Source organism: Aeromonas sp. TW 6 (assembly GCF_013168745.1).
GTDB lineage: Bacteria > Pseudomonadota > Gammaproteobacteria > Enterobacterales > Aeromonadaceae > Aeromonas > Aeromonas caviae.
Genome location: NZ_JABERS010000039.1, coordinates 1 through 24664 on the forward strand (window position 1 = coordinate 1; position 24664 = coordinate 24664).

22 protein-coding genes and 1 pseudogene are annotated in these 24664 nt (G+C 60.1%); 16 read left to right on the forward strand and 7 right to left on the reverse strand.

What is annotated here, in order from left to right:
- A pseudogene (locus tag HKD46_RS16580) lies at nucleotides 1-539 on the forward strand (IS4-like element ISAeme15 family transposase); the annotation flags it as partial.
- A 53-nt stretch (nucleotides 540-592) separates the two neighbouring features.
- Here the strand turns inward: HKD46_RS16580 and fhuB are convergent.
- From fhuB to HKD46_RS16605, 5 genes are read right to left on the reverse strand one after another with little or no spacing between them, the layout of a single operon-like run.
- Entirely contained in the window at nucleotides 593-2575 is a 1983-nt protein-coding gene (fhuB, locus tag HKD46_RS16585) for a Fe(3+)-hydroxamate ABC transporter permease FhuB (RefSeq protein ID WP_171865686.1), read from the reverse strand.
- Entirely contained in the window at nucleotides 2572-3465 is an 894-nt protein-coding gene (locus HKD46_RS16590) for an ABC transporter substrate-binding protein (protein ID WP_171865693.1), read from the reverse strand. The genes fhuB and HKD46_RS16590 overlap by 4 nt, the downstream gene beginning before the upstream one ends.
- 31 nt (nucleotides 3466-3496) lie before the next feature.
- Complete coding sequence (locus HKD46_RS16595; RefSeq protein ID WP_171865687.1) at nucleotides 3497-4261, reverse strand: ATP-binding cassette domain-containing protein; 765 nt, start codon at nucleotides 4259-4261, stop codon at nucleotides 3497-3499.
- A gap of 46 nt (nucleotides 4262-4307) precedes the next feature.
- Nucleotides 4308-5954 (reverse strand): multidrug ABC transporter permease/ATP-binding protein, encoded by a 1647-nt coding sequence (locus HKD46_RS16600; protein ID WP_171865688.1) that lies wholly within the window; start codon nucleotides 5952-5954, stop codon nucleotides 4308-4310.
- 60 nt (nucleotides 5955-6014) lie between these two features.
- Entirely contained in the window at nucleotides 6015-8123 is a 2109-nt protein-coding gene (locus tag HKD46_RS16605) for a TonB-dependent siderophore receptor (protein ID WP_029313364.1), read from the reverse strand.
- A gap of 371 nt (nucleotides 8124-8494) precedes the next feature.
- Here HKD46_RS16605 and mioC point away from each other — a divergent pair, with 371 nt between their 5' ends.
- The 15 genes from mioC to glmU all read left to right on the forward strand — a co-directional run bounded on the left by mioC (nucleotide 8495) and on the right by glmU (nucleotide 22274).
- Complete coding sequence (gene mioC, locus HKD46_RS16610; RefSeq protein WP_160836696.1) at nucleotides 8495-8944, forward strand: FMN-binding protein MioC; 450 nt, start codon at nucleotides 8495-8497, stop codon at nucleotides 8942-8944.
- Between the two features lie 508 nt (nucleotides 8945-9452).
- Nucleotides 9453-11342 carry a tRNA uridine-5-carboxymethylaminomethyl(34) synthesis enzyme MnmG gene (mnmG, locus tag HKD46_RS16615; RefSeq protein WP_010672271.1) on the forward strand — a complete coding sequence of 630 codons (1890 nt, stop codon included), beginning with the start codon at nucleotides 9453-9455 and terminating at the stop codon, nucleotides 11340-11342.
- Nucleotides 11343-11362: 20 nt separating this feature from the next.
- Nucleotides 11363-11989, forward strand: a complete 627-nt coding sequence (gene rsmG, locus HKD46_RS16620) for a 16S rRNA (guanine(527)-N(7))-methyltransferase RsmG (RefSeq protein WP_010672270.1) — start codon at nucleotides 11363-11365, stop codon at nucleotides 11987-11989.
- A gap of 27 nt (nucleotides 11990-12016) precedes the next feature.
- Nucleotides 12017-12820, forward strand: a complete 804-nt coding sequence (locus HKD46_RS16625; protein ID WP_029313362.1) for a ParA family protein — start codon at nucleotides 12017-12019, stop codon at nucleotides 12818-12820.
- The gene (locus tag HKD46_RS16630; RefSeq protein WP_010672268.1) at nucleotides 12817-13725 is read left to right on the forward strand and encodes a ParB/RepB/Spo0J family partition protein; all 909 of its coding nucleotides are present in this window, start codon (nucleotides 12817-12819) and stop codon (nucleotides 13723-13725) included. The genes HKD46_RS16625 and HKD46_RS16630 overlap by 4 nt, the downstream gene beginning before the upstream one ends.
- Nucleotides 13726-13915: 190 nt before the next feature.
- A complete protein-coding gene (locus HKD46_RS16635; protein ID WP_010672267.1) occupies nucleotides 13916-14326 on the forward strand; it encodes an ATP synthase subunit I in 411 nt (136 codons plus the stop codon).
- Nucleotides 14327-14334: 8 nt separating this feature from the next.
- Complete coding sequence (gene atpB, locus HKD46_RS16640) at nucleotides 14335-15117, forward strand: F0F1 ATP synthase subunit A (protein WP_010672266.1); 783 nt, start codon at nucleotides 14335-14337, stop codon at nucleotides 15115-15117.
- 58 nt (nucleotides 15118-15175) lie between these two features.
- Nucleotides 15176-15415: a F0F1 ATP synthase subunit C gene (atpE, locus tag HKD46_RS16645; RefSeq protein WP_010672265.1), complete on the forward strand. Its 240-nt coding sequence runs from the start codon at nucleotides 15176-15178 to the stop codon at nucleotides 15413-15415.
- A gap of 51 nt (nucleotides 15416-15466) precedes the next feature.
- The gene (gene atpF / locus HKD46_RS16650; protein ID WP_010672264.1) at nucleotides 15467-15937 is read left to right on the forward strand and encodes a F0F1 ATP synthase subunit B; all 471 of its coding nucleotides are present in this window, start codon (nucleotides 15467-15469) and stop codon (nucleotides 15935-15937) included.
- 13 nt (nucleotides 15938-15950) lie between these two features.
- Complete coding sequence (atpH, locus tag HKD46_RS16655; protein ID WP_010672263.1) at nucleotides 15951-16484, forward strand: F0F1 ATP synthase subunit delta; 534 nt, start codon at nucleotides 15951-15953, stop codon at nucleotides 16482-16484.
- A 15-nt stretch (nucleotides 16485-16499) separates the two neighbouring features.
- Nucleotides 16500-18041: a F0F1 ATP synthase subunit alpha gene (gene atpA / locus HKD46_RS16660; protein WP_010672262.1), complete on the forward strand. Its 1542-nt coding sequence runs from the start codon at nucleotides 16500-16502 to the stop codon at nucleotides 18039-18041.
- Between the two features lie 42 nt (nucleotides 18042-18083).
- Complete coding sequence (atpG, locus tag HKD46_RS16665; protein ID WP_171865689.1) at nucleotides 18084-18950, forward strand: F0F1 ATP synthase subunit gamma; 867 nt, start codon at nucleotides 18084-18086, stop codon at nucleotides 18948-18950.
- Between the two features lie 33 nt (nucleotides 18951-18983).
- Nucleotides 18984-20372 carry a F0F1 ATP synthase subunit beta gene (gene atpD, locus HKD46_RS16670; protein WP_010672260.1) on the forward strand — a complete coding sequence of 463 codons (1389 nt, stop codon included), beginning with the start codon at nucleotides 18984-18986 and terminating at the stop codon, nucleotides 20370-20372.
- Between the two features lie 18 nt (nucleotides 20373-20390).
- The gene (locus HKD46_RS16675) at nucleotides 20391-20819 is read left to right on the forward strand and encodes a F0F1 ATP synthase subunit epsilon (RefSeq protein WP_010672259.1); all 429 of its coding nucleotides are present in this window, start codon (nucleotides 20391-20393) and stop codon (nucleotides 20817-20819) included.
- 93 nt (nucleotides 20820-20912) lie between these two features.
- Nucleotides 20913-22274, forward strand: a complete 1362-nt coding sequence (gene glmU, locus HKD46_RS16680) for a bifunctional UDP-N-acetylglucosamine diphosphorylase/glucosamine-1-phosphate N-acetyltransferase GlmU (protein WP_139736285.1) — start codon at nucleotides 20913-20915, stop codon at nucleotides 22272-22274.
- Nucleotides 22275-22325: 51 nt separating this feature from the next.
- Here glmU and creD read toward each other — a convergent pair whose 3' ends face one another.
- Nucleotides 22326-23717: a cell envelope integrity protein CreD gene (gene creD, locus HKD46_RS16685; RefSeq protein WP_045522620.1), complete on the reverse strand. Its 1392-nt coding sequence runs from the start codon at nucleotides 23715-23717 to the stop codon at nucleotides 22326-22328.
- Nucleotides 23718-23838: 121 nt separating this feature from the next.
- Nucleotides 23839-24633 (reverse strand): class D beta-lactamase OXA-1143, encoded by a 795-nt coding sequence (locus tag HKD46_RS16690; protein ID WP_171865690.1) that lies wholly within the window; start codon nucleotides 24631-24633, stop codon nucleotides 23839-23841.
- Between the last annotated feature and the right edge of the window lie 31 nt (nucleotides 24634-24664).

The window sequence follows — 24664 nt, forward strand, 5'->3', positions numbered from 1 at the left end:
GCAAGAAAAACCCGGCGTTGCCGACACACTGGCAAGTTCGCGCAGTGACCTATGAGGTGGCAGGCAAGGAGAAAACGGTCTTTACCTCCCTGCCCGTGGCGCGATTCAGCGCAGCTCAGGTGGCGACCCTGTACCACGAGCGCTGGGAAATCGAGCTGGGATACCGGGATATCAAAAGCGCGATGCAGCACAACGCCATCACGCTGAGAAGCAAGAAAGTGGACTTGGTCTATCAGGAGCTGTGGGGATTGCTGCTTGGATACAATCTGGTCAGGCGGGAGGCCAGCCAGGCCGCCGTAGCCCATCAGCGAGCGCCCAATGAGGTGAGCTTTAAGTTTGCCTGTCAGTTCATCGCGAACCAGATGGCAGTGATGGCGGGCGCGTTATCGCCAGCCCATACGCCACGGAGGTTGGCGGAGTTGCGGGGCTGCATAGGCGTCATGTTCATAGAAAAACGCCCCAGGCCATCGAGACCCAGGGCGGTGAAGATATCAAAGACCCGTTTTCCGGTAAATCGCAATGCGGCTCCGCTTAAGTGAACAGCATTGCGGGTTCATCCCGGGCTTTTTTTGTGAGCTTTTCATCCACCAACCTAGAGGCGGCGCAGGCACCACATGAAGTAAGCCCCCCCTAACAGGGTGGAGACCAGACCGACGGGCACCTCCTGGGGAAAGAGGATTTGCTGGCCGATCCAGTCCGCCGACACCATCAGCAAAGCACCACAGCCTGCGGCGCCGAGCAGGTGCCAGCGCGCCCTCACCAGCCCCATCAATCTGGCCAGGTGCGGCGCCAGCAGACCGGCAAAGGAGAGCGGGCCTATCACCATGGTGGCACTGGCGGTGAGCACGGCCACCAGCAGCAGGATGGTGAGCTGGGCACGGCCGAGATGGATCCCCAGAGCCGTCGCTACCGCCGGCCCCATGGGCATGAGATCGAGCCAGCGGCTCACCAGCAGGCAGGCTGCCAGCATCAGCAGCGCCAGCACCACCAGGGCAAGGGCCACCGGCTGGGTGACGTAATAGGTGGAGCCGGACATCCAGGAGAGCAGTTGCTGCACCCGCAGGTCGCCATTGACCAGGGCGATGGCCTGCAACGGCTCGAACAGCGCCGTGATGGCGATGCCAGACAGCAGTATCCGCTCCGGCTGGAAGCCGTTGCGCCGGTTGATAAGCACCAGCAGCAACAGGCAGGCGAAGGCGCCCACCAGCCCCCCCAGCAGCATCATGGGCAGCGGCAAGGCGGGCAGCAACAGGGCCGCCGCAATCACCCCCATGAAGGTGCCACCGCTCACCCCCAGCAGTTCGGGGCTCGCCATGGGGTTGTTGCTGACTCGCTGCAACAGGGTGCCTGCCAGCGCCAGCAACACGCCTGCGGCACCCGCAGCCAGCGTGCGCGGCAAGCGCCACTCCAGTTGGGCCTGCCACCGCAGCCAGCTCGGCCAGCCCCAGCCATCCATCCCCTGCCCAAACAACAGGGAGGCGATCACCGCCGCAGCCAGCCCCAACACCATCAGGCCAACAAGGCGAGTCGGCGCCGGATGGCGGGCCAACTGCAGGGAGGAGTTCGCCTTAGGCGCACTCTGCTTGATGCCAAGACGCGGGATCAGCCAGAGCAGCAGCGGCGCCCCCAACAGGGCCGTCATGGCGCCGGTCGGGATCAGCACAGGCCAGAACCGGCTCAGGGTCTGCAGCAGCAGATCGGTGGCCGCCAGCAACAGGGCGCCGAGGATGGGTGCCCACAGCAGCCGCTGGGCCAGTTTTCTGACCCCCAGCAGCCGCACCATGGCGGGCGCCGCCAGCCCGATAAAACCGATCAGCCCCACCACGCTCACCACGCAGGCGGTGATGAAGACCGCGAGGCCGAGGCCGGCGAATCTCAGGTGCTTGAGAGAGACCCCCAGGCTGCGAGCGCTGGCATCGTCCAGCTCCAGCACTGCCAGCGGGCGCACCAGCACCACCGCCAGCATCGCGGCCAGCAGCAACCGTGGCAGCAGATAGCCGACGCCGCTCCAGCTGTTCTGTGCCAGAGATCCGCTCCCCCACACCAGCAGCCCTTTGAGCTCCTCCTGGAAGAACAGCAGCAATCCCATGCTGATGGCGGCCAGATAGAGGTTGATCACCAGCCCTGCAAAGACGATGACCACGGGATTGAGCTGGCGGCGCCAGGCCAGGGCGAAGACCAGCCCCATGGCCAGGCTTCCCCCGGCCATGGCGACCCACTCCCGCCCGATCAGCAGCCAGGAGGGGGCGAGCAGGGTCACCATCATCAGTGCCAGCTGGGCGCCGGAGGCCACCCCCAAGGTGGTGGGCGAGGCCAGGGGATTGCGCAGCACCTGTTGCATCAGGGTACCGGCGAGCCCGAGGGCGGCACCGGCCAGCAGACAGATGGCAAGGCGCGGCAGCCAGCTGAAATGGACCACCGCCTGGCGGGCATCGTCCAGCTCGGGGGAGAACAGGGCCTGCCACCAGAGCGCCCCCGGCAGTTGACGCGCCAGCTCGGCGCAAGCCAGCCCCAGTGTCAGCACCAACAGGCAGAGACCCGGGCGCAGCAGGGGCGAAGAAAGAGAAGAGCTCATTGATTTGATCCCCCGGTTGCTCTGTGGACAGCCTGCTCCCGCAAGGCACCGTCCAGCAGGGTGGCGAAGCGGCGGGCCGCCAATATGCCACCAAAACTCCATGTCGCAGGCAGATGGATCACCGGATTGTTCTGTACCAGCGGGAGATGCTGCCACAATCCAGGCTCCTGAAGTTTTTCACCAACTCCTACGGGCACGGGGTCCACCACCACCAGCCTGGCATCCGGCATCCCGAGAAACTGCTCCAGGCTCGCGACCGAGAATCCCCAGGCATTGGTCTCTCCCTGCCAGGCGTTGCGAAGGCCGAGGCGCTGCATCACTGCCTCGAACAGGCTGCCACGGCCAAACACCCGCACATGGCGCTCATCGATGAATTGCACCACCAGCAAGGGGGGCAGATCGGCGGGCTGCGCCGCCTGCATCTGTGCCAGATCCTGCTCCAGTGCGGCGAGCTGGCGTTCGGCCTCCGCCTCTTTGTTGACCAGGGCAGCTATGGTCAGGGTCGCTTCCCGCAGTCGCTGCCACAGATCGGTGCCCGGTTCATACAGAGCGATGGAGTGCACCGGCGCGATGCGGGAGAGGGTCGGCGCCAGGGGGGCCGCCAGCGGCGAGATGAGAATAAGATCCGGTTTGAGCTCCGCCAGCAGTTCCCGGTTGGGTTGGGCACGCAGCCCGATATCGATCACCCCGGCAGGAAGCTGGGGTTCACCGACCCAGGCGCGATAGGGGGCCACATCCCCCACCGCCATCGGTGTCACTCCGAGCGCCAGCAGGGTTTCGGCTATGGTCCAGTCCACGGTGGCGATGCGGGGCGTGGCGCTGGTGGCGGTGACAAGCTGCCCGGCCTCCCCTGCCAGGGGCAGCAGCAGACTGAGCAGACAGGGCGCCATCTTCAATAAACGGTTCAAGAGCGGCCCCCGGTCAGACGATGGCGATGGCGTGGTCATGGGCCGGATGGCGAATGACCTCCATGGGGATGCCATAGATGGCGTTCAGGGTCTCCCCTGTCATGATCTGTTCGGGCTCGCCGTGGGTCAGCAGACGGCCGGAGTGCAGCGCCACCAGCCGATCGCAGAAACGGGAGGCCATGTTGATGTCGTGAATGACGATGATGACCCCGAGGTTGAGCTGGCGGCTGAGCTGCTTGACGAGCGTGAGCACCTCCACCTGATGGGCCACGTCCAGGGCGGCCAGCGGCTCGTCCAGCAGGATGAAACGGCTCTCCTGAGCCAGCAGCATGGCGAGCCAGACTCGCCCCCGCTCACCGCCGGAGAGGGTATCCACCATCCGATCGGCAAAGCGTTCGGTGTGGGTCAGGGCGATGGCACGCTCCACCTGACGGTGATCTTCCGCTCCCATCCGGCCCAGCAGTCCGCGCCAGGGGTAGCGCCCCATCTCCACCAGTTCGCGGCCGAGCAGGTTTTCGGCACTCGGCAGGTGCTGGGGCAGATAGGCCACCTGACGGGCAAACTCCCGGTTGCCCCAGGCAGACAACGGCTGGTCATCGAACAGGATCTCCCCGCCGCTGTGGGGTTGCTGGCGCGCCAGCAGCTTGATCAGGGTCGATTTGCCCGACCCGTTGTGGCCGATGAGGCCATAGACCCGACCTTGCTCGAAGCGAAGGCTGGTGGGGTGCAGCAGCATGCGGTCATTGACCGCGAAGCTGGCGGATTTCATCTCGAACATAAGCAATTCCTGTGCTGGCTTGCTGCCAGTCTCATCGGTGCCAGCATCAGGCCGGCACCTTGCCATCCAGATGGGCGACCGCATCCCGGCTCACCTGCTTGCGCTGCTCGCCGGTCAGTTCGGTGAGGCGGCCCTGGCGCATCTCCAGCAGGCGATCGGCCAGAGAGAAGTAGTGATCGTCGTGGCTGATGGCGATCACCGTCTTGCCCATCTCCTTGAGACGCGGCAACAGCACCTGATAGAAGATGCGGCGGAACTGGGGATCCTGATCCGCGGCCCATTCATCAAACAGCATCACCTCCCGCTGCTCTGCCAGGGCCAGCAGCAGGGCGACCCGCTTGCGCTGGCCCTGGGAGAGGTCGATATCGGCGATGAAGCCATCCTCGATGGCAAGCTTGCTGCCCATCTGCAACCGCTCAAGCCACTCGGCGACCAGCGCCTCTTTCGGCTCGGGCCCCAGCAAATGCTGGAACAGGTGGTAGTCGGTGAAGATGGCGGAGAAGAGCCCCAGATAGCCGTTGCGATCGGTGACCGGCTCCCCATCCAGCAGGATCCGGCCAGAGACCGGTTGATAGAGCCCGGTCAGCAGCATGGCCAGGGTCGACTTGCCGGATCCATTGCCACCGATGAGGAATATCTGCTCCCCCCGCTCGATCACCAGATTGATGGGGCCCACGGAGAAACCGCCCTCCCCCTGGTAGTGAAAGCTCACCTGCTCCAGCTCGATGCGCTGCCATGGGCGAGGCGCAGGCGGCAACGGGAACGCCTCGTCCGGCTCCGCCAGATTGAGGGCAGCTATCTTGTCGAACGCCACCTGGGCGGCGATCAAGGTCGGCAAGGCTCCGATCCCTTGTAGCAAGGGAGTGCGCAGGAACAGCAGGGTCAGGGCGAAGGTGGCGGCCACATTGGTGTTGGCCCAGCCCAGCCCGTTGGCCAGGAAGAAGACCAGGCCGATGGCACCCAGCATCATGATATTCGACCAGTTCACCGCGCTCAGGTGGTAGGTATCGGCGCGGATGATCTGCTCCCGGTAGTCCCGGGCATTCTGCTCATAGAGCTGGTGGTAGACGAAGTGGGCACGCTCGCGGTTGAGCGCCAGCTCCTTGCTCCCGGCGATGATGGACTGGTAGTTCTGGTAGAGCCTGTCTTCGGCCTGGCGCATGTGCGCCAGGTGGCGATAGACCCGGTTCACCAGCAGCCAGCCCACCACCATGGTCACGGTGACCCAGAGGGCGGTAACACCGAGCAAGGCGGGAGAGAGCAGGCCAAGGTAGATGATGGAGCCCAGGGTGAGCACCAGACCCTGTACCAGTTCCGGCAGGCGCACGAAGGCGATGGTGATCTGACCGATGTCGCTGGAAAGGGAGGCCAGGAGCGGCCCCTGCCCTATTTGACGCAGACGGGCGACGTCGGTATCCAGCAGTTGCTTGAGCAGGCGGCCACGCAACCGGTAGACGAAATGGTGACCCAGGGTGGTCAGGGCCAGCTGGGATCCGAGCGTGATCACCAGCAGCAGCAAGACAAGGCCGACAAGCTGACCCAGGATCGGCAGCGGATCCCCGACTGATTCGATAAGTGATTGATTGATGAAGGCAATGACGCCTATCCCGCTGACAGCACTCAGCAGGCTGAGCAGGGTAATGGCGATGAAGGGCCAACGGTATTGGCGATAAACCAGTGACAAGAGTTCCATGACAGGCCTGTAGATGAATGGAAGGAGGGCGGGAGCCTTCGCCCCCGCCCGGCCTGTCGCTTACCAGCGGTAGTTGACGGTGCCGACTATGCTGCGCGGCTCGCCGTAGTAGCAGTAGTAGTCGCAGCTCGCCACATAGGTGTCGTTCAGCAGGTTGTTGACGTTGATCTGGGCACGCCAGTTCTTGGCAAAGTCATACCCGATCATCGCATCCCATACAGTGTGTGCCGGTACCTGGGCGGAACCATAGATGGGGGTGTAGTCCGCATTCACCGCGCCGATGCCGACGCTGGAACCCACATAGCGCACGCCGGAACCCAGCTCAAGACCGGATACCGGGCCCTGCTGCACCTTGTAGTTGCCCCAGAAGGAGGCCTGGTGGCGCGGGATCAGGCTCGCACGACGATCGCCGTTGCCGGTGTCGTTGGTCTTGGCATCGGTATAGGTATAGGCAGCGGTCAGGCGCAAGGCCTCGGTGGCCTGCACGCTCCCCTCCAGCTCGACCCCCTGGGAGGTCACTTCACCGGCCTGGGTCTGCTGGCCGGAGCCGGTAGAGACCAGGGAGTTGGTCTGCTCCAGATCGAACAGCGCCAGGTTGATGTAGCCATCGAGGAAGCTGGGTGCGTACTTGACGCCGGTCTCGTAGAGCTTACCTTCCAGCGGCTTGTAGGAGTTGCCGGTGTTGGGGTCTATCCCCGGCAGCACTTCGAAGGATTCCGCATAGGCGAAGTAAGGGGAGAGACCGTTGTCGGCCAGGTACATCAGGCTGCCGGAGAGAGAGAGGTTGTCGTCGTACTGTTTCTCGTTCTTGCTCTTGGCTTCGCTGATGTTGTGGGTTTCCACGTAGTCGAAACGACCGCCCGCGGTCAGCAGCCAGCGATCATCCCAGCGGATCTGGTGCTGGGCATAGAGGCCGCTCTGGCCCTTGGTGCTCTTCTGATGGGTCGCGGTGGATTCATCAAAACCGGGGAAACCGCTGTAATCCGGGTTCATGGTGTTGATGGCGCCCATGCCATAGTTGTCGGCTTCCTGACCTTCATTCACATGGCGCTGCAGATCCACCCCCAGCAGCAGGGTCTGCTCCGTGCTGTCGGTGTTCCAGTAGCCCACCATCTGGTTGTCCATGGTGGCGCTCTTGGTATCCCCATCCCGGTAGACCAGGCCGCGGTAGGCGGTGGTGCCTTCATAGGTCGGGAAGATATAGGTCTGGCGCAGCAGCAGATCGTTGTAGTTGAAGCGAACGTTCTGCTTGAACTCCCAGGTCTGGTTGAGCTGGTGGGCCAGCTCGTACCCGGCGGAGATCTGGGTATTGCGATTGCGATCGTAATCCGGCTGGCTCAGGTTGGTGGAGGGATCGATCTGGCCGCCGGAGGTATTCAGGGTGCCATAGACCGGGAAGAAGCCGTTGGTCGGCACCCCTTCATCGTGCTTGAAGCTGGAGAGCAGCGTCAGCGTGGTGCGATCCGAAATATCCAGGGTCACGCTCGGCGCCAGATAGGCACGCTCGTTGTAGGTGCCGTCCAGCACGCCGTCCCGCTCGTTGTAGAGGGCCACCAGACGATACCGGCTGTTGTCGGTAAGGGTGTCGGAGACATCCACCCCGACCTGGCGCAGATCCCGGTTGCCCAGTTGCAGGTTCACCAGTCCCTGCGGGGTCGCGGTCGGACGCTTGCTGATGGCGTTGATGACGCCTCCGGGAGGGGCTTCGCCATACAGAATGGAGGCCGGGCCTTTGAGCACTTCCACGCTCTCAAGGCCGAAGGGCTCCGGGGTCCAGACATAGTAACCGGTGCTGAACAGGCGGTTGCCATCCAGGTAAGAAGCCGCATCGAAGCCGCGCACCTTGAACCAGTCAGCATCCGTGTCCGAACCGTAGGACTGGGACAGGACGCCGGAGCGATAGCGCAGGGACTCGTCTAGCTTGAGTACGGCGTGCTGGTCCAGCTCTTCGCGATTGACCACGGAAACGGCACGGGGGGTCTCTGCCATGGGGACCTCGACCTTCATGGCGGTCCCGGTCACGACCATGGTTTCACCCGCCTTGGGCAACTCTTTATCCGCCTGTTCCGCCGCCAACACGGGCAGGGACGCCAGCAGACAGGAGAGCGGCAGCAGTTGTGCGCCTCTCTTTCGCATCACGGCATTCGGGGTATTTTTTTGCGCAATCATATAAGTGTCTCAAATATCAATAAGTTATGTTTGATTTCTTATTATGGGTGCCCAATTGGACCGGTCAGCCCGGCGCCTCAGGCGAATAAAGCAGCGCCATGCTACTACAGGTGCCGTGATCGAATCGATTCAATAATTGCTAATCATTTGCATCTGCATTGTTAATTGATGTTTTGAAGTGTCGTTTGACAACGAAAGGTGCGATGAGGTCGCAACAGGCGGAAAGAAGGCGGCACAGTGGCCACGAGGCCGGTTTTGGCTGCAACAAAGTGGACAGGATCCTTATCCCCAAGCTTTATCCATATTTATCCACATGCTTTGGCGGTAAGATCCCCGCTCTTCACTTTTTCGATGACATCAGGATCCATTCCATGGCCAAACTCAACCTCGTCGTCGGCTCCATGCTGGGGGCCTCCGAATATGTCGCAGATCATGTGGTCGGCCTGCTTGAACAGGCGGGCCACCAGGCGGAGATCCACAACCCCGCCAGCCTGGCCAGGATCCTGACCGAGCCAGAAGCCATCGTGCTGGTGGTCACTTCCACCCATGGTGCGGGGGATGTACCCGACAATCTGCAGCCCTTTGCCCGGGATCTTGCCGAGCAGCAGCCGGATCTCGCCACCTTCAAGTACGGAGTGATCGCCCTGGGGGATCGCAGTTATGACACCTTCTGCCAGGGCGGCAAGACGCTGGATCGGCTGCTGGCCGGGTGCGGTGCCAGCCGGCTGGGGGATCTCCTGGAAATAGACGTGACCCAGCACGAGATCCCCGAAGATGCCGCAGAAACCTGGATCCACGACTGGATGACCTTGATCGGCTGATCAGAGCTAGGGAGATCCGGTCACGACCCCCGATCTCCCTGGTTATCCCCAGATCCCTATCCACCAGGTTATTAACAGGGGGATCCGGATAAGTTTTCCCCGAGAGCTCCCCACATGAGCTCGGATAATTGTGCATAACTTAGGTGCTAAGCTCTGTAAAACCTATAGTTATTCATGTATTAGATCTTGCCAACCATGTATCTGTGTATAAAAACCCATGTTATCCCCCCGTTCGCCCCCTCTGGATCCAAGCTTTTCCACAAGCAGCGATCGACCTTAACCGAATGATCTTTATGATCAAAAATGCCTTATCAACAGAAGTCGCGGATCCTAATAAAAGATCCAATAAAAGATCGATCTAAAGATCCTTAAGATCTATTTAACTGATCCCTGATCCATACTGATCCTGAAGTAGACGTTCCCCTCCGGATGCTAAACAGATAGAATGATCCGCCCTTCAGACCAGGCAAACAAAGATCTTCAGGCGTGCAGATCAAGGTGATCCCCAATGCAATACCATGAACAATTTGATGTGATCGTCGTCGGTGGCGGTCATGCAGGAACCGAAGCAGCAACAGCGGCAGCCCGCATGGGTCTCAATACCCTGTTGCTCACCCACAACATAGATACGCTGGGGCATATGTCCTGCAATCCGGCGATCGGCGGGATCGGCAAGGGACACCTGGTCAAGGAAGTCGACGCCCTTGGCGGGATCATGGCGCAGGCCATCGATCTCGGCGGGATCCAGTTCCGCACGCTCAACTCTTCCAAGGGCCCTGCGGTGCGGGCTACTCGTGCCCAGGCGGATCGCCTGCTGTACAAGGCTGTGGTGCGTCAGACCCTGGAGAACTACCCGAACCTGAAGATCTTCCAGCAGGCCTGCGACGATCTGGTCATGGACGGGGATCGCGTCGCCGGGGTCGTTACCCAGAGCGGGATCCGCATCAGCGGCAAGACGGTCGTACTGACCGTTGGCACCTTCCTCAATGGTCTGATCCACATCGGCATGGAGAACTACAAAGGGGGCCGCGCCGGGGATCCTCCCTCAATTGCCCTCGCCCAGCGCCTGCGTGAAATGCCGCTGCGCATCGATCGCCTCAAAACTGGCACGCCACCACGCATCGATGCACGCACCGTCGATTTTTCCGTGATGCAGCAGCAACATGGTGACGATCCTCGCCCGGTCTTCTCCTTCATTGGCAACGCCAGCCAACATCCGCGCCAGATGCCTTGCTACGTGACCCATACCAATGAGCAGACCCACGAGGTGATCCGCAACAACCTGGATCGCAGCCCCATGTACGCCGGGGTGATCGAGGGGATAGGCCCGCGCTACTGCCCGTCGATCGAGGACAAGATCACCCGCTTTGCCGACAAGACGGCGCACCAGATCTTTGTGGAACCGGAAGGCCTGACCACCCACGAGCTCTACCCGAACGGGATCTCCACCAGCCTGCCGTTCGACGTGCAGGTGCAGATCGTCCGGTCGATCCGTGGCTTCGAGAATGCCCATATCACCCGCCCTGGCTACGCCATCGAGTACGATTTCTTCGATCCGCGGGATCTCAAGGCCAATATGGAGAGCAAGTGCATCGAGAACCTCTTCTTCGCCGGCCAGATCAACGGCACCACCGGCTATGAAGAGGCCGCTGCCCAGGGCTTGATGGCCGGTCTGAACGCGGGCTTGCGCGCCCAGGGCAAGGAAGCCTGGCACCCACGCCGGGATCAGGCCTACATGGGCGTGATGATGGACGATCTCTCCACACTGGGGACCCGCGAACCCTATCGCATGTTCACCAGCCGTGCCGAATATCGCCTGCTGCTGCGGGAAGACAACGCGGATCTGCGCCTGACCGCCATCGGCCGCGAGCTGGGTCTGGTGGATGATCATCGCTGGAGCCTGTTCAATGCCAAGGTGGAACAGGTGGAGCAGGAACGTCAGCGCATGCGCTCGACCTGGATCCACCCGCAGCATCCGTCTCTGGAGGCCGTCAACGCCCTGGTCAACACTCCCCTGACCCGGGAGCAGAGCCTGGAAGAGCTGCTGCGCCGTCCGGAAGTGACCTACGATGCCCTGATGGCCATCGAGGGTGTGGGGCCTGCATTGACCGATGCGGCTGCCGCGGATCAGGTGGAGATCCAGATCAAGTACGCCGGTTATATCGAGCGTCAGCACGACGAGGTGGAGAAACAGCTGCGCAACGAAAACACCCTGCTGCCGCTGGATATGAACTACCGCGACGTGAACGGTCTTTCCAACGAGGTGATCGCCAAGCTCAACGATGCCAAGCCAGAGACCATTGGTCAGGCGTCCCGCATCTCCGGCATCACCCCTGCCGCCATCTCCATCTTGCTGGTGCACCTGAAGAAACACGGCCTGCTGCGTAAAACCGCCTGAGGAATTCCCCGTTGGACAACATGCTGCAAAGATTGAACGGCCTGCTCATGCAGGCCGGAATTGTTATCACCGAAACCCAGAAGACCCAGTTGGTGCAGTTGGTCGAGTTGCTGCACAAGTGGAACAAGGCTTACAATCTCACCTCGGTGCGAGATCCGGACGCCATGCTGGTCAAGCATATCCTCGACAGCCTGGTGGTGAGCCCTCACCTGCACGGTGAACGCTTCATCGATGTGGGGACCGGCCCGGGTCTGCCCGGACTGCCGCTGGCCATCATCAATCCGGACAAACAGTTCGTGCTGCTCGACAGCCTGGGCAAGCGGATCAACTTCATCCGCCAGGTGATCCTGGAACTGGGGTTGACCAATGTGACCCCTGTCAAATCCCGAGTGGAGGAGTATCAACCCGAGACCGGATTTGATGGTGTACTGAGCCGGGCTTTCGCCTCCCTGGAGGACATGCTGAGCTGGTGTCATCATCTGCCGTCACCCGAGGGCAGCTTCCTGGCGCTCAAGGGACAATACCCCGAGCAGGAGCTGGCACAGTTGCCTGACAGCATTCGTCTGGTTGCCACCCACAAGCTGGTGGTGCCGGAACTGGAAGGCGAACGCCATCTGCTGGAGTTTAAAGCCATCCAGCCCGAATAGGGCCGCCGCATTCATTTAGGGGACAGTGTGGGAAAAGTCATTGCCATAGCCAACCAGAAGGGTGGAGTGGGTAAAACCACCACCTGTGTGAATCTGGCCGCCTCCATGGCCGCTACCCGGCGCAAGGTGCTGGTGATCGATCTGGATCCGCAGGGCAATGCCACCATGGGCAGTGGCGTCGACAAGTACGATGTCGAACGCACTGCCTATGAACTGCTGATCGAAGATGCCCCCATCGGCGAGGTGATCATCCCCGAAACCTCGGGAGGCTATCACCTGATTGCCGCCAATGCCGACGTGACCGCGGCAGAAATCCGCCTGATGGAGTTTTTTGCCCGCGAGATCCGCCTGCGCAACGCCCTGGCCTCGGTCAGGGACAAGTACGACTACGTCTTCATCGACTGCCCGCCTTCTCTCAACATGCTGACGGTGAACGCCATGGCCGCCGCCGACTCCGTGCTGGTGCCCATGCAGTGCGAATACTATGCGCTGGAAGGGCTGACCGCCCTGGTGGACACCATCAGCAAGCTGGCAGCCGTGGTCAATCCGGAGCTCAAGATCGAAGGGGTGCTGCGCACCATGTTCGATCATCGCAACCGGCTGGCCAATGATGTGTCCGATCAGCTGAAACAGCATTTCGGGGATAAGGTCTATCGCACCATCATTCCCCGCAACGTAAGACTGGCGGAGGCGCCGAGCTTTGGCGCGCCAGCCATGCACTATGACAAATCATCGGTGGGGGCCAAGGCCTATCTGGCCCTGGCTGGCGAGATCCTGCGCCGCCAGGAACAGGAGTCCCAGCCGCTCACCGCAGATCGAGAGAGCATATGACGCCGAAGAAACGTGGGCTGGGCAAGGGGCTGGACGCCCTGCTCAGCACCAGCACGGCCGCCCGCCAGAAACAGGTGATGAGCGACCAGCGCACCGAACAGGCCATGGCCCCGACCAATCAGGGGGAATTGCGCAAGCTGCCGGTGGAGTGGTTGCAGTCCGGCAAATACCAACCGCGCAAGGATATGTCCCAGGATGCGCTGGAGGAGCTGGCCAACTCCATCCGTGCACAAGGGGTGATCCAGCCCATCGTGGTTCGCTCCATCGGTGAAAACCGTTTCGAAATCATTGCTGGTGAACGCCGCTGGCGCGCCTCCCAGCTGGCCCGTCTCGAAGTGGTGCCCTGCCTGGTCAAGGATGTCGCCGACGAGGCGGCCGTCGCCATCGCACTCATCGAGAACATCCAGCGTGAAGATCTCAACGCCATCGAGGAGGCCGTCGCCCTCCAGCGCCTGCTGACGGAGTTCGAACTGACTCACCAGCAGGTTGCCGAGGCGGTAGGCAAGTCCCGCACCACGGTCACGAACCTGCTGCGTCTCAACCAGCTCAACGAGGACGTGAAGCGCTTCGTGGAACACGGCGACCTCGACATGGGGCATGCCCGTGCCCTGCTGGCCCTGAGCGGTCAGGCCCAGTCAGAGCTGGCCAAACTGGTGGCCCAGAAGGGGCTGACAGTGCGAGATACCGAGAAGCTGGTGCAAAAAGCACTGGAACCGGCAAAAACCAGGGTTGAACCCGTCCGCGATCCGCAGTTTGGTTATCTCGAGCGCCAGATTTCTGAAAAAATTGGCAATCAGGTGCAACTTCAGCCGGGCAAGAAAGATAGCGGCAAGTTAGTAATAAGTTACGATAACTTGGCAGATTTGGACCGGGTATTGGGCTATTTTGGCCTGTCAGAATCGTGATTTTTACGCTTTTTGTAGTAATAAAACATCCATTACTTTCGATATGAACATAACCTTAATTTCGCGCGGAAAGCCGCAAAAATTAAGGATTTTTGCCATGTTGCAATAGCCGTCTTCACGGGTATAATTTGACCGGCTTTTCGAGCTGTGAACCTGGGGTCTTCGGATCCCGATTTTTTACAGTTCTGTAATGTTCAGGGGTAGGTTGGTGAAGCAGAAAATAGCCTTGGAAGGTTTGACGCTGGCCTTGGCTATGCTCGTTTGTCAGCTGGTCCTGATCCTGGCGATCGCCACCGTCTGGTTTTATCAGGCGGGAGAGTTCGCCGGACAATCCTCTCTCTACGGAGGGGGGATGTACTGGGTTCCTCAAGCCCTGTTCACGCTCTGGGTTCTGCGCCGCAAGGTGACGAAAGAGAGCGTAGGCCTGGTTTTGCGGGACTTTTATGGTGGGGCAGGGATTAAGCTCATTACTACAACAGGACTTTTCGCCCTGCTGTTTGGCGCCGGGATTGAGGTCGACACCGCCTCGTTCTTCGCCACTTATATCCTCGCCCTCGTTGTACAGTGGATAGTTTCATTCACGCTTAACAACCACTATTAGGAAAACTCATGTCTGCAACCGGAGAAGTCCTGACTCCTCAGGGATATATCTCCCACCACCTGACCCACCTGCAGGTAGGGTCCGGGTTCTGGACGGTGAATATCGATTCCATGATATTTTCCGTCGTGCTAGGCGCCCTGTTTATCTGGTTGTTCCGCAAGGTTGCCGTCAAGGCCACCAGCGGTGTGCCCGGTAAGCTGCAGTGCTTTGTGGAGATGCTGGTCGAGTTTGTGAATGGTAACGTCAAGGACATCTTTCATGGTCGCAACAAGGTCATCGCACCTTTGGCCCTGACGGTGTTCGTGTGGATCTTCCTGATGAACTTCATGGACCTGATCCCCGTTGACTTTATCCCTCACGCTGCACAGTTGATGGGTGTTCCCTATCTGCGTGTGGTTCCCTCTGCTGACGTTAACATCACCATGTCCATGGCTTTGGGCGTGTTCTTCTTGATCCTGTACTACAGCATCAAGGTCAAGGGTATCAGCGGGTTCGTGAAGGAGCTGACGCTTCAGCCTTTCAATCACCCTGCTGCCATCCCGGTTAACTTCATCCTTGAAACCGTCACGTTGATTTCCAAGCCTGTTTCATTGGGTCTGCGACTGTTCGGCAACATGTATGCTGGCGAACTGATCTTCATCCTGATTGCGGGTTTGTTACCCTGGTGGTCACAGTGGATCCTGTCCGTGCCTTGGGCAATCTTCCACATCCTGATCATCACTTTGCAGGCGTTTATCTTCATGGTTCTGACCATCGTCTATCTGTCGATGGCGCAGGAAGACCATGGTTGATGCAACTCAAATAATCCTTTTTATACAATCAATTACATCTAAATAAATGGAGATCCTCATGGAAAACTTGAACATGGACCTGCTGTACATCGCTGCTGCAATGATGATGGGTCTGGCGGCTATCGGCGCCTCCATCGGTATCGGTATCCTGGGTGGCAAGTTCCTGGAAGGTGCAGCTCGTCAACCTGACCTGATCCCTGTTCTGCGTACCCAGTTCTTCATCGTGATGGGTCTGGTGGATGCGATCCCGATGATCGCCGTTGGTCTGGGTCTGTATGTGATGTTTGCGGTTGCCTAAGTCATTACGACTCACGCAGAACCCATTAACTAACTAAAGAGGACATCGGCTGTGAATATCAACGCCACCCTCCTCGGCCAAGCAGTTGCTTTTTTCATCTTCGTAGTGTTTTGCATGAAGTACGTATGGCCGCCGCTGATGGCTGCCATCGAAGCCCGTCAGAAAGAAATCGCTGACGGCCTCTCTTCTGCAGAACGTGCCAAGAAAGATCTGGAGCTGGCCAAGGCCAACGCCACCGATCAGCTGAAAGAAGCCAAGCTTCAGGCTGCTGAAATCATCGATCAGGCCAACAAACGCAAGGCCCAGATCATTGATGAGGCCGCTGTCGGAGCCCAAGCTGAGCGGGAAAAAATCCTGGCTCAGGGCCGTGCAGAGATCGAAGCTGAACGTCATCGTGCCAAAGAAGAACTGCGCAAGCAGGTTGCTGCTCTTGCCATCGCGGGTGCAGAGAAGATCCTGGCACGCCAAATCGACCAGGCTGCCAACAGCGACATCGTCGACAAACTGGTAGCAGAACTGTAACGGGAACGGGGCTATGTCTGAACTGACTACAATCGCTCGCCCCTACGCCAAGGCTGCTTTCGAGTTTGCCGTTGAGCACAAGGCGGTTGACCAATGGCTGGAGATGCTCGATTTCGCCGCTCAGGTGGCTGAAAACGAGACCATGCACAGCCTGGTAAACGGCTCCGTTGCTGCCGAAGAACTGGCAAAGCTGTTTGTCGGTGTCTGCGGTGAGCAGCTCAACGAGCACGGTCAGAACCTGATCCGGGTGATGGCCGAGAATGGTCGCTTGGGTGTGCTGCCGGCGGTCGTTGCCGAATTCGTCGCGCTCAAGGCTGAACTGGACAAAGAAGTTCAGGCTGACGTGATTTCGGCGATCGAACTGACCGACCAGCAGAAAGCCAATATTCAGGCTTCTCTGGAACAACGTCTCGCGCGCAAAGTGAAGCTGAATTGCAGCACAGATGCGTCCTTGATGGCCGGGGTGCTCATCAAGGCCGGTGATCTCGTTATCGACGGCACGGTCCGCGGTAAGCTGGATCGCATGGCCGATGCGCTGCAATCTTGATTGGGGTATTAGAGCATGCAACTGAATTCCACTGAAATCGCCGAGCTGATCAAGCAGCGCATTGCGCAGTTTGATGTCAAAAGCGAAGCGCGTAACGAAGGTACCATCGTTTCTGTAAGCGACGGTATCATTCGTATCCACGGTCTGGCCGATGCCATGCAGGGTGAGATGATCGAGCTGCCGGGCAACCGCTTCGCTCTGGCATTGAACCTGGAGCGTGACTCCGTTGGTGCCGTAGTAATGGGTCCCTATGCCGATCTGGCCGAAGGGATGAAGGTAAAGGGTACCGGCCGCATTCTGGAAGTGCCGGTCGGTCGTGGTCTGTTGGGCCGGGTGGTCAACACCCTGGGTCAGCCGATCGACGGTAAGGGTCCGGTAGACAACGACGGCTTCTCGCCGATCGAAGTGATCGCCCCGGGCGTTATCGAGCGTAAGTCTGTTGACCAGCCAGTCCAGACCGGTCTGAAAGCCATCGATGCCATGATCCCTATCGGTCGTGGCCAGCGTGAGCTGATCATCGGTGACCGCCAGGTTGGTAAGACCGCCATCGCCATCGACACCATCATCAACCAGAAAGATTCCGGCATTAAGTGCGTCTACGTTGCGATCGGCCAGAAGGCCTCCACCATCGCCAACGTGGTGCGCAAGCTGGAAGAGCACGGCGCCCTGGCCAACACCATCGTGGTCGTGGCTTCTGCCTCCGAAGCGGCTGCTCTGCAGTACCTGGCTCCCTACGCCGGTTGCTCCATGGGCGAGTACTTCCGTGACCGCGGCGAAGACGCACTGATCATCTATGATGACCTGTCCAAGCAGGCCGTTGCCTATCGCCAGATCTCCCTGCTGCTGCGCCGTCCGCCTGGACGTGAAGCTTACCCGGGTGACGTCTTCTATCTGCACTCCCGTCTGCTGGAGCGTGCTGCTCGCGTCAACGCCGAGTACGTAGAGAAGTTCACCAACGGTGCCGTGAAAGGCCAGACCGGTTCCCTGACCGCCCTGCCGATCATCGAAACCCAGGCCGGTGACGTCTCCGCGTTCGTTCCGACCAACGTGATCTCCATCACCGATGGCCAGATCTTCCTGACCTCCCAGCTGTTCAACTCCGGTATTCGTCCGGCGGTTGACCCGGGTATCTCCGTATCCCGTGTGGGCGGTGCTGCTCAGACCAAGATCGTCAAGAAGCTGTCCGGTGGTATCCGTACCGCGCTGGCCCAGTACCGCGAACTGGCGGCATTTGCCCAGTTCTCTTCCGACCTGGACGATGCCACTCGCAAGCAGCTGGATCACGGTCAGAAAGTCACCGAGCTGATGAAGCAGAAGCAGTACTCTCCGATGAGCGTGGCCCAGCAATCCCTGGTGCTGTTCGCCGCCGAGAAGGGTTATCTCGCCGATGTCGAACTGAGCAAGATCGTCGACTTCGAAGCCGCTCTGCTCTCTTACGCCAATACCCAGCATGCCGAGCTGATGGCTGAAATCAATGCCAAGGCCGACTACAACGACGCGATCGTTGGCAAGCTGACTGCGTTGCTGGATGACTTCAAGGCAACCCAGACCTGGTAAGCGTGTGTGGCAGCGCAAGCTGCCACCTGATGGAGAGAAGAGATGGCCGGCGCAAAAGAGATACGTAACAAGATCGGGAGTGTGAAGAACACTCAGAAGATCACCAGCGCTATGGAAATGGTGGCAGCGAGCAAGATGCGCCGTGCGCAGGAACGCATGTCTGCCAGCCGTCCGTACGCTGAAACCATGCGCAAGGTGATCGGCCATATCGCTCAGGGGAACTTGGAATACAAGCACCCCTACCTCATCGAACGTGAGGTGAAGCGAGTGGGTTACATCGTCGTCTCCACCAACCGTGGCCTGTGTGGTGGTCTGAACATCAACCTGTTCAAGGCTGCCCTCAATGATATGAAGCAATGGAGCGCGAAAGGTGCCAAGGTTGACCTGGCATTGATCGGTAACAAGGCCTCCAACTTCTTTGAACGGCACGGCGCCAAGGTGAAAGCCCACGTCTCCGGACTGGGTGATAACCCGAGCGTCAATGACCTGATCGGTTCAGTGAAGGTCATGCTGAAGGCTTACGACAACGGTGAGATTGACAGGCTGTATCTGGTGTACAACAAGTTCGTCAACACCATGGTTCAGCAACCAAAAGTCGATCAACTGCTGCCTTTGCCCGTAACAGAAGACAGCAAGCTCGCCAAGAAGCACCACTGGGACTACCTCTATGAGCCGGATCCCAAGCAACTGCTGGATACCCTGCTGATTCGCTACGTCGAATCCCAGGTCTACCAGGGTGTGGTAGAAAACTTGGCAAGTGAACAGGCAGCCCGAATGGTTGCCATGCAAGCCGCGACTGACAACGCCGGCAACCTGATTAACGATCTGCAACTGGTATACAACAAGGCCCGTCAGGCCAGTATTACCCAGGAGCTCACAGAGATCGTTTCCGGTGCTGCTGCGGTGTAAGGCAAGGGTTATCAAAGGTTTAGAGGATTTGACATGAGTAACGGTTTCATCGTCCAAATCATCGGCGCTGTGGTGGACATCGAGTTCCCGCAGAATGCCGTGCCCCAGGTGTACGATGCACTGAAGGTTGTCAGCGAAGGCCAAGGCCAGGGTCTGGTACTGGAAGTTCAGCAACAGATCGGCGGCGGCGTCGTGCGTTGCATCACCATGGGTTCCTCCGACGGTCTGCGTCGTGGGTTGGAAGTAGTTAACAGCGGCAAGGCCATCCAGGTACCGGTCGGTACCTCGACCCTGGGCCGTATCATGAACGTACTGGGCGACCCCATCGACGAGAAGGGTCCGATCGGCGAAGAAGAGCGTTGGTCCATCCACCGCGAAGCCCCCAGCTACGAAGATCAGTCCAACAGCACCGAGCTGCTGGAGACCGGCATCAAGGTTATCGACTTGGTATGTCCGTTCGCCAAGGGTGGTAAGGTTGGTCTGTTCGGCGGCGCCGGTGTAGGCAAGACCGTCAACATGATGGAGCTGATCCGTAACATCGCGATCGAGCACAGCGGTTACTCCGTGTTCGCCGGTGTAGGTGAGCGTACCCGTGAGGGTAACGACTTCTACCACGAGATGATGGAGTCCAACGTACTGGACAAAGTATCTCTGGTTTACGGTCAGATGAACGAGCCGCCCGGAAACCGTCTGCGCGTGGCGCTGACCGGCCTGACCATGGCCGAGAAGTTCCGTGACGAAGGTCGTGACGTGCTGTTCTTCGTGGACAACATCTACCGTTACACCCTGGCCGGTACCGAAGTATCCGCACTGCTGGGCCGTATGCCCTCCGCAGTAGGTTACCAGCCGACCCTGGCCGAGGAGATGGGTGTTCTGCAAGAGCGCATCACCTCCACCAAGACCGGTTCCATCACCTCCGTACAGGCCGTTTACGTGCCTGCGGATGACTTGACCGACCCGTCTCCGGCGACCACCTTCGCCCACCTGGATGCGACCGTCGTACTGTCCCGTCAGATCGCGGCTCTGGGTATCTACCCGGCCGTTGACCCGCTGGACTCCACCTCCCGTCAGCTGGATCCGCTGGTGGTTGGCAAGGAGCACTACGAGACCGCTCGTGGTGTCCAGACCGTACTGCAGCGCTACAAGGAGCTGAAGGACATCATCGCCATCCTGGGTATGGATGAACTGTCAGAAGAAGACAAACTGACCGTAGCCCGTGCCCGTAAGATCGAGCGTTTCCTGTCCCAGCCGTTCTTCGTGGCCGAAGTATTTACCGGTTCTCCGGGCAAATACGTGCCGCTGAAGGAAACCATCCGTGGCTTCCAGGGCATCCTGAAGGGCGAGTATGACGATCTGCCGGAGCAGGCGTTCTACATGGTTGGCGGCATCGACGAAGTCGTCGAGAAGTCCAAGAAACTGTAAGCCTCGATAGGAGGGCCCATGGCTGAGATGATCTCCTTTCACCTGGATGTGGTGAGCGCCGAAGGAAAACTGTTTTCCGGTCGCGTGCAATCTGCCCAGGTATCAGGCTCCGAAGGTGAGCTGGGTCTCCGCCACGGTCATGCTCCGTTGCTGACTGCCATCAAGCCGGGCCTGGTCCGCTTGATCAAGCAAAATGGTAGCGAAGAGGTGCTGTACATCTCCGGCGGTATGCTGGAAGTACAACCCGAAGCCGTGACCGTGCTGGCCGATACTGCCATTCGCGCCGACGATCTGGATGAGGCGAAAGCCCAGGAAGCCAAGCGTCGTGCCGAAGAGCGGATCAACAGCTCCCATGGTGATATCGACTATGCTCAGGCGTCTGCCGAGCTGGCCAAAGCGATGGCCCAGTTGCGGGTTATCGATATCGTCAAAAAGAATTACCGTTAATCACGGTGATGCAAAAAGCGACCTTCGGGTCGCTTTTTTTTTGCTCGTTGGATAGACTCCGCCCAGCATTTCCACCTGTTTCAAAGGCTAGCTATGTCTCTCAACGTCGTGATCCTGGCTGCGGGCAAAGGCACCCGCATGCGTTCCTCCCTGCCCAAGGTGCTGCACCCCGTTGCCAGCAAGCCCATGGTCTCCCATGTGATCGAGACCGCCCGCCAGATCGGTGCCGAACAGCTGCACCTGGTCTATGGCCACGGCGCCGAACTGCTGAAGGAGCGGATCCAGGCATCCGACCTGAACTGGGTGCTGCAGGCCCAGCAACTGGGGACCGGCCATGCCGTCGCCCAGGCCATTCCGTTCTGGCATGACGAAGACGACGTGCTGGTGCTCTACGGCGATACCCCGCTGATCCAGCCCGAGACCCTGCAACGGTTGCTGGCGGCCAAGGCAGACGATGGCATGGCGCTGCTGACCGTGGTACTGGACAACCCGACCGGCTATGGCCGCATCGTGCGGGAACACGGCCAGGTGGTCGGCATTGTCGAGCAGAAGGATGCCAACGCCGAGCAACTCGCCATCCGTGAAGTGAACACCGGCGTGCTGGTGGCCAACGGTGGTCAGCTGCGCAGCTGGCTCTCCCGCCTGGACAACAAGAATGCACAGGGCGAGTTCTATCTGACCGACGTCATCGCCATGGCCCATGGGGATGGCTGTGCCATCGCCGCCGTCCACCCGGACAGCGCCATGGAAGTGGAAGGGGCCAACAACCGGGTGCAGCTGGCGGCGCTCGAGCGCAGCTACCAGCAGATGCAGGCCGAGAAGCTGATGATCGCCGGCGCCACCCTGATCGATCCGGCCCGTTTCGATCTGCGGGGTTCCCTGGAAATCGGGGAGGAGGTGGTGATCGACGTCAACGTCATCATCGAAGGCAAGGTGGTGCTGGGCAATCACGTGCGCATCGGTGCAGGCAGCGTATTGAAGGATTGCGTGATCGGCGACCACTCCGAGGTGAAACCTTACTCCGTCATCGAAGGTGCGCAAATTGCCGACCAGTGCTCGGTCGGGCCCTTTACCCGCCTGCGCCCGGGTGCCGTGCTGGAGCAGGATGCCCATGTCGGCAACTTCGTCGAGATGAAGAAGGCCCGGCTGGGTGTGGGCTCGAAGTGCGGTCATCTGACCTATCTGGGCGATGCGGAGATCGGTGCCAAGGTGAACATCGGTGCCGGCACCATCACCTGCAATTACGACGGGGTGAACAAGTTCCAGACCATCATCGAGGACGATGTCTTCGTCGGCTCCGATACCCAGCTGGTGGCGCCGGTGCGGATCGGCAAGGGGGCGACCCTGGGAGCGGGTTCCACCATCACCAAGGATGTGGCGGAAAACGAGCTGGTGATCACCCGGGTGCCCCAGCGCCACATTCCGAACTGGCCCCGTCCGGTCAAGAAGAAGTGATGCCCGATCAATGAAATGCAAACCGGCGCCCGAGGGCGCCGGTTTTTTTGCTTATGGCTGATGGCTGGTGTTACTGGTCGATGGCTGGGGGGCCGCCCATGCGGTGGCGGAGGGACTGCTCTCCATCACCTGATACCAGTCGAGCTTGCGAGTCAGCCCCATGACAAGCGCCAGGGTGGCGAACAGCAGCAGGGCGCCGAGCAACAGGGCTGTCTCCTCGGCCTGCAGCAGCCCGAACAGAATGGCGTAGACCAGCCCCAGCAGGGCGGCGAATCCCATGCCCTGTTTCGGGCCGCCCAGCACATGGCTCAGGTAGAAGCCATTGAGGGCCACACTGGCCAGGGCGGCAATGAGATAGGCCCAGGTAAAGCCGAGATGCTCGGTCAGCGCCAGCAGCACCAGATAGAAGATGGCCAGCCCCATGCCCACCAGCGCGTACTGGATGGGGTGTACCCGCAGCCCCTTGAGCAGCTCGAACATGAAGAAGCTGATGAAGGTGAGGCCGATGAACAGCAGGGCATATTTGGCGGCCCGCTCGTTCAGCTGATAGTGATCCACCGGTTGCACCAGGCTGACGCTGAATGACGGCAGTTTGGTGCCCGCTCCCTTCATCATGCGGTTGAAGCGGCTCTCCATGTCGGTGGCGAACCAGCTGGTCTGCCAGCTTGCCTCGAACCCTTGATCCGCAAGGGTGCGTTCACCGGGCAGAAAGTCGCCGAGAAAATTGGGATGGGGCCAGTTGCCGCTCAGGTGAAACCGGCTGTCCTGTCCGAGCGGCACCACTTCCAGCGCGTTCATGCCCTGCAGATCCAGCTCGATGTGAAAGCGGCCATCTTCGTCTGGCAAGGCGTCGAGCGGGGCATGGATCCCCACTCGCCCGTCCCCCAGCTGGGCGCCAGGGGCAAACGGGATGCGTTGCTCCCCCCATTGCAGTTCGGGTACGCGGCTGATACCCCGGGCATCGGAGAGGATCAGGCTGAGATAGGGTTTACCCGGCACCAGGGCGGGATCCGCCGGGTCGAAGCTCAGGTTCGGGTTGCCGGCCACCAGCCCCTTGTCAGCCAGGCTGGTGGGCATCAGGCCGGAGAGAGAGAGGCGACTGTGATAAATCTGGGCCTGATAGATGCCGAGCTTGCGCGGGGTCACCTCCATGCTGGCCCGCACGTCCAGCCTCTTGGGCAGCAGGTAGCGATAGACCTGCTCCTTGCGCACGAAATGTTTGCCATCCTGCTCGACGGTAACGGCCCGGGTATAGGGTTGTACCAGTACGGGCCCCATCAGGCGCTGGGGCCCGCTGTGGCTGGCCATGATGCTGTGAATGGCCTGACTGCGATAGGCCTGGCGCTCCCGATTCAGCTCCATGATGGCGTGAACCGGGATCATCATCAGCAGGCAGAGCAACAGCAGCAGGGCGATCTTGTGGGTGAAAATCTGTTTGACCATGACACGTCTCCTTGTTGTTGAACGGGAGTGTGCCGGGGTCGCGTGAAGGGAGGATGGGGCAGTGTGAAGTAGTGGTGAAGGGGGATAAAAAAACCGGCGCCAGGCGCCGGTGTTGCTGGCATCAGAGTGTCTTCAACCGGGCCGGCAGGGCGGCGAACACCTCCTCCCTGGCCCTGAGGGAAGCGAACTGCTTGCCCGGCTTCTGGATTACGGTGTGGACGAAGATGAGCGTCTTGCCCTGTTTGCTGGCCCAGCCGACGAACCAGCCGATCTGCTGCTCCCTGTCCAGGCTGCCATCCAGCAGCTTGGGGTAACCCATGCCGGTCTTGCCGTGGATCTGCCAACCGTCGATGTCGGGCTGACGCATCAGGTTGGCGGTATGGTGCAGGGTCTTGGCGGAGACCGGCAGCTTGCCGCTCACCATCTTGCCAAGGAAGCGGGCTTGCTCCTGGGGGCTGATGGCGAGGCTGGCGCTGAGCCAGGCCTGGGTCAGACCGTCGTGCTTGCCTGGGTTGCCTTCGAGATCCCGGTTGCCGTAGTCGAAGCTGTCCACGTAGTGCTGGAAGCGAGCCTCTCCCAGCCACTCGGTGAGGCGCTGCGAGTACCAGATGACCGAGAATTGCATCCAGCTGCTCGGGGTGGTGGTCTGTTTCCACTCCGGCAGGAAATCAGGATCACCGGCCTTGAACGGCAGGGCCGGCAGTTGTTCATCCACCAGGAAGCCGCTGTCATAGCCCATCAGTGCCAGCGGGATCTTGAAGGTGGAGGCCGGGGTCAACTGGGCGGCACAGTCCCCCTGGGTGCTGACGGGTTTGCCGGTGCCGTCGGCAAACAGCATGCAGCCAGAAGCGGCGCTGGCAGGCAGTGCACAGAAGAGGCCAGCGGCAAGCAGACCGGACAACAGCATACGGGGCATATCTATCTCCTTGATTAATATGAATGCGCAT